The sequence below is a fragment of the Microbacterium sp. BF1 genome, assembly GCF_019279095.1.
In the GTDB taxonomy this organism is placed as follows: Bacteria; Actinomycetota; Actinomycetes; order Actinomycetales; family Microbacteriaceae; genus Microbacterium; species Microbacterium maritypicum.
Window position 1 is genome coordinate 1 of the sequence record NZ_JAGYWT010000174.1, and the last position, 4982, is coordinate 4982.

Sequence of the window (4982 nt, forward strand, 5' to 3'; positions counted from 1 at the left end):
GGATCACCGGGAAGTCGTCGATCGAGACCGAGAGCACCTGGGGGCTCACATCCTCCGGCAGCTGCGAGGAGATGCGGTTGATCGCCTGCTGGCGTCGGAGCCGAAGCCCAGCTCGGCGCCGCCGAAGCGTCCCATCGCGATGACCGCGAAATCCAGCGCCTCGTCCTCCGGCGGAACGACGTCGCGGATCACCACACGCAGGGCCGCCTGGATCGTGGCCTCGGTGATCTCGGTGAGCGCCGTGGCGACCTCCTCGATCGTGAGGACGTCGAGGACAGCGCCCATCGCCGTGCGCAGCAGCTCCCGCCTTCGTAGCGCCCTGACGGCGCGCAGGGCGTCGCCGATCGTCTCGTGGCGCGTCTGTATCGCGCGCGCCTCCTCGTCCAGCGCAGCGGCACCACGAGGCCGCAGGCGTCCCGTGCTGTCCAACCAGGCCACAGATTCCGGGATCCACTCCAGGAGCTCGCCGATGTAGCGCGAGGAGGACAGCAGCCGGGTGAGGCTCTCAGCCGCGCCGGAGGAGTCGCGCAGCATCCGCAGGAACCAGGGGGTGTCCCCGAGACGCTCGCTGATGCGGCGGAAGGCGAGCAGCGCATAATCCGGATCGCTGCCGTCTGCGAACCACCGCACCATGATGGGCATCAGGTGGCGCTGGATCGTCGCCTTGCGACTGAGCCCGCTCGTGAGGGCGCCGATGTGGCGCAGGGCTCCCGCCGGATCGCGGAACCCGATCGCCGCCAGGCGGTCGTGTGCCTGGGCGGCGGAGAGCGTGCGCTCCTCCTCCGGCAGGCCGGCGACGGCGCTCAGCAGCGGACGGTAGAACAGGCGGGTGTGGATCTCACGCACCTCGCGTCGCACGCTCTCCCAGCGCGCCCACACCCGCTCACCGCTCTCGGCGAGTCCGGTGCCCCTCGCCAGGGTCCGCAGGCCGGCGGGAGTGCGCGGCATCAGATGCGTGCGGCTGAGCTCGCGCAGCTGGAGCCGATGCTCCATGAGCCGGAGCAGCCGATAGTCGTCGGCGAACGCGGCGGCGTCGACCCGCCCGATGTAGCCGCCCTCGACGAGCGCGTCGAGGCTCTCGAGCGTGCCACGGGTGCGCAGCGACTCATCGGTGAGGCCGTGCACGAGCTGCAGCAGTTGCACGGTGAACTCGATGTCGCGCAGGCCGCCGGCGCCGAGCTTGAGCTGGTACGGGGCGTCCTCGGGATCGATGTGCTCCATCACGCGCTCGCGCATGCGCTGCACGCTCTCGACGAAGTCCTGTCGGGCGGCGCTGGACCAGATCTTCGGCTGCACCGCGGCGATGTACTCGGCGCCGAGCTCGGCGTCGCCGGCGAGCGGGCGTGCCTTGAGCAGGGCCTGGAACTCCCAGCTCTTCGCCCAGCGGTCGTAGTAGGCCAGATGCGACGCGAGCGAGCGGACCAGAGCACCCTGCTTGCCCTCGGGACGCAGCGCGGCATCCACCTCCCACAGCGGGGGCTCCACCTCGATCGCATCGAGGTTGCGCATCGTCTCGCGCGCGAGACGGGTCGCGATGTCGATGGCGCGTGCCTCCGTGACGACCTCTTCATCACTGCTGCCGCCGACGAAGATCACGTCGACATCGCTGACGTAGTTCAGCTCCCGCGCTCCGGCCTTTCCCATGCCGATGACGGCGAGGCGCGTCGCCGCCACTTCGCCAGGGCCCATCGAGTCCCGCAACCGGGTCCTGGCGACCGCGAGCGATGCTTCGAGCGCGGCACCGGCGATGTCCGCCAGCGCCGCCGACACCGGTGCGATGATCGTCTCCGGTGCAGGATGCGACAGGTCGTAGGCGGCGATGGCTGCGAGATTGCGCCGATATGCGACCCTGATCGCGACGACGGCTTCGTCTCCGGACAACTGCGCGAAACCGTCGTGCGCACCCACCGAAGCCAGCAGACGCTCGCGCAGTTCGTCGGACGACGGCAGAGCAGTGAGGGGGCCTTCCAGGACGGTCAGCTGGTCCGGATGACGGAGGAAGAAGTCGGCGAGCCCTTCGGACGCACCGAACACCCGCCAGACCCGTCGACGCGTCTCCTCGTCGACGAGAAGTCTCCGCAGCGGCGCCTCGTCCCGGCGCGCCACTCTGAGCAGCCCGCGCACGGCGGCATCGGGATCCGCCGCATCCGCCGCTTCGAGCAGCACGGTGCGCGGCTGGTCGAGGATGCTCGCCAGCTCCGACAGGGACGCTGCCGCCTCACTCAGCTCGGCGAAGCCGAGTCTGGCCAGCGCGGAGAGCGAGACGGAATCGTCCGGACGGGCCATGCGCGCCCCTCAGAGAAGCTCGAGGTTGTTCTTCAGTTCGAGCGGGGTGACCTGACCGCGGTAGGCCTCCCACTCCTTGCGCTTGTTGAGCAGCACGTAGTTGAACACCTGCTCCCCGAGCGTCTCGGCGACGAGTTCGGACGCCTCCATGTACTCGAGGGCGTGGTCGAGGCTCGCCGGCAGCGCCGAGTAGCCCAGGGCCCGTCGCTCCGCGTCGCTGAGAGCCCAGACGTTGTCCTCGGCCTCCGGCGGCAGCTCGTATCCCTCTTCGATGCCCTTGAGCCCGGCCGCCAGCATGAGCGCGTACGCCAGGTAGGGGTTCGCGGCCGAGTCCAACGCACGGTACTCCACGCGCGACGACTGCCCCTTATTGGGCTTGTACATCGGCACGCGCACGAGCGCGGAACGGTTGTTGTGGCCCCAGGTGATGAAGCTCGGCGCCTCGTCGCCGCCCCACAGGCGCTTGTAGGAGTTCACGAACTGGTTCGTGACGGCGGAGATCTCGTTCGCGTGCTTGAGCAGGCCCGCGATGAAGTGCCGCCCCGTCTTGGAGAGCTGGTACTTCGCGCCCTCCTCGTAGAACGCGTTCTGATCGCCCTCGAAGAGCGACATGTGCGTGTGCATGCCGCTGCCGGGCTGACCGCTGAGCGGCTTCGGCATGAACGTCGCGTAGACGCCCTGCTCGATCGCCACCTCCTTGATCACCGTGCGGAACGTCATGACGTTGTCGGCTGTGGTCAGCGCATCGGCGTAGCGCAGGTCGATCTCGTTCTGACCGGGGCCGCCCTCGTGATGGCTGAACTCGACGGAGATGCCGAGATCTTCCAGCATGCGCACGGAGCGACGGCGGAAGTCGTGCGCCGTGCCGCCGGGAACGTTGTCGAAGTAGCCGGCGGAGTCGACGGGCACGGGGCCGTCGGGTCCGAACGAGGACGACTTCAGGAGATAGAACTCGATCTCCGGATGCGTGTAGAAGGTGAATCCGGCGTCTGCGGCCTTCGCGAGCGTGCGCTTGAGCACGTGACGTGGGTCGGCGACGGCCGGCTGGCCGTCGGGGGTCGTCAGGTCGCAGAACATGCGCGCGGTCGGGTCGATCTCACCGCGCCAGGGCAGCGTCTGGAACGTCGTCGGATCGGGCTGGGCGAGCAGATCGGATTCGTAGGTGCGTGTCAGCCCCTCGATCGCCGAACCGTCGAATCCGATGCCTTCCGCGAAAGCCCCCTCGACCTCGGCGGGCGCGATGGCCACCGACTTGAGAGTGCCGATCACGTCCGTGAACCACAACCGCACGAACTTGACGCCGCGCTCCTCGATGGTCCGGAGGACGAAGTCCCTCTGCTTGTCCATGGCTACTCTGCGCCCTGGCCCTTTGCGTCGCCCTTGGCGTCCCAGCCCTGCTCGACGGCCTCTTCCTCGGCCCAGGAACGCGCGCGCTCCTTGACGACCTCGGGAGCACGGCGGGCTTCGGCCTCCGTGTCGAACGGACCGATGCGGTCGATGGCGGGCGAGATCATGCCGAACTCGATCTCGCCAGTCGCGGAGTTGTACCAGTACTTGTGGTCGCCGTCAGACATGTCTGCCCCTTCTTCACGTGATGTCATCGATCCTACTGGCGCGCACCGTGGTCGCTAAGCTATCGCCCATGGCAAAAGCGATCGGCGTCGATATCGGCGGCACGGGAATCAAAGCAGGAATCGTCGACCTCGAGCACGGCGTCATGGCATCCGACCGGGTGCGGGTCCCCACTCCCGAGGGCGCATCGCCGCAGGACGTGCTCAACGCCGTGCAGACCCTTCTGAAGACGCTCGACGTGCACGAGTCGACGCTGCCGCTCGGGGTCGCCTTCCCAGCGATCGTCAAGCGCGGCAAGACGCTCTCGGCCGCGAACGTGTCCAAGGAGTGGATCGACTTCGACGCCGAACGATTCTTCCGCGACGGCCTCGGCCGCAACATCGTGTTCGTGAACGACGCCGATGCCGCGGGTGTCGCCGAAGCCCGCCACGGAGCGGCCAGGGATGTGCGCGGCTTCACGCTCCTGACGACCCTCGGCACCGGCATCGGATCCGCATTCCTCTACGACGGGGTGCTGCTGCCGAACACCGAGCTCGGTCACCTCAACTTCCGCGAGTTCGAGTCGGTCGAGACGTACGCCGCGACGTCGGCACGCGAACGGGAGAACCTCAGCTGGGCGGAGTGGGCCGAGCGCCTGCAGGCGTTCTACTCGCACATCGAGTTCCTGTTCAGCCCCGACCTGTTCGTGGTCGGCGGTGGCGTCTCGAAGAACGCCGGAGACTTCCTTCCGCTTCTCGACCTCAAGACGCCGATCGTCCCGGCGATCCACCGCAACAACTCGGGCATCATCGGCGCCGCATCCCTCGCCGGCGACTGATCCACGCACGTCCCTGACACCGAAGACCCCGATGACTGCCGTAGTCATCGGGGTCTTCGCGTGTTCGCGAAGGTGCGGGCCGGAGCCTCCTCCCCCGCTCAGTCGATCGGAGGTTCCCGTCGAACGCGGGTCCTCATGGCCAGACCCACCCCGGCGGCGGCGAGTCGCGAAGATGACGGCACCGCTCAGGGGGACGTTCTCGCGCCCTTCGATCCGGGGCCGGTACACCAGTCGAGCGAGAGGGGTGATGAGGCTGCGGCCGAGCGTGTAGGCGAACCCGGCGTGACGCGGCTTCGTCGTCTCCTCT

3 protein-coding genes and 1 pseudogene are annotated in these 4982 nt (G+C 68.3%); 1 reads left to right on the top strand and 3 read right to left on the bottom strand.

Features of this window, described 5'->3' with window-relative positions:
* Positions 1–90: 90 nt before the first annotated feature.
* The 3 genes and pseudogenes from KZA10_RS07965 to KZA10_RS07975 form a co-directional block, all read right to left on the bottom strand.
* Positions 91–2286, bottom strand: a pseudogene (locus tag KZA10_RS07965) (bifunctional [glutamine synthetase] adenylyltransferase/[glutamine synthetase]-adenylyl-L-tyrosine phosphorylase); the annotation flags it as partial.
* Positions 2287–2295: 9 nt separating this feature from the next.
* Positions 2296–3633, bottom strand: a complete 1338-nt coding sequence (gene glnA, locus KZA10_RS07970) for a type I glutamate--ammonia ligase (protein WP_017830463.1) — start codon at positions 3631–3633, stop codon at positions 2296–2298.
* A 2-nt stretch (positions 3634–3635) separates the two neighbouring features.
* The gene (locus tag KZA10_RS07975) at positions 3636–3860 is read right to left on the bottom strand and encodes a hypothetical protein (RefSeq protein WP_017830462.1); all 225 of its coding nucleotides are present in this window, start codon (positions 3858–3860) and stop codon (positions 3636–3638) included.
* 68 nt (positions 3861–3928) lie between these two features.
* Between KZA10_RS07975 and ppgK the strand changes: the two genes are divergently transcribed.
* Complete coding sequence (ppgK, locus tag KZA10_RS07980) at positions 3929–4675, top strand: polyphosphate--glucose phosphotransferase (RefSeq protein ID WP_141386797.1); 747 nt, start codon at positions 3929–3931, stop codon at positions 4673–4675.
* Positions 4676–4982: the final 307 nt, after the last annotated feature.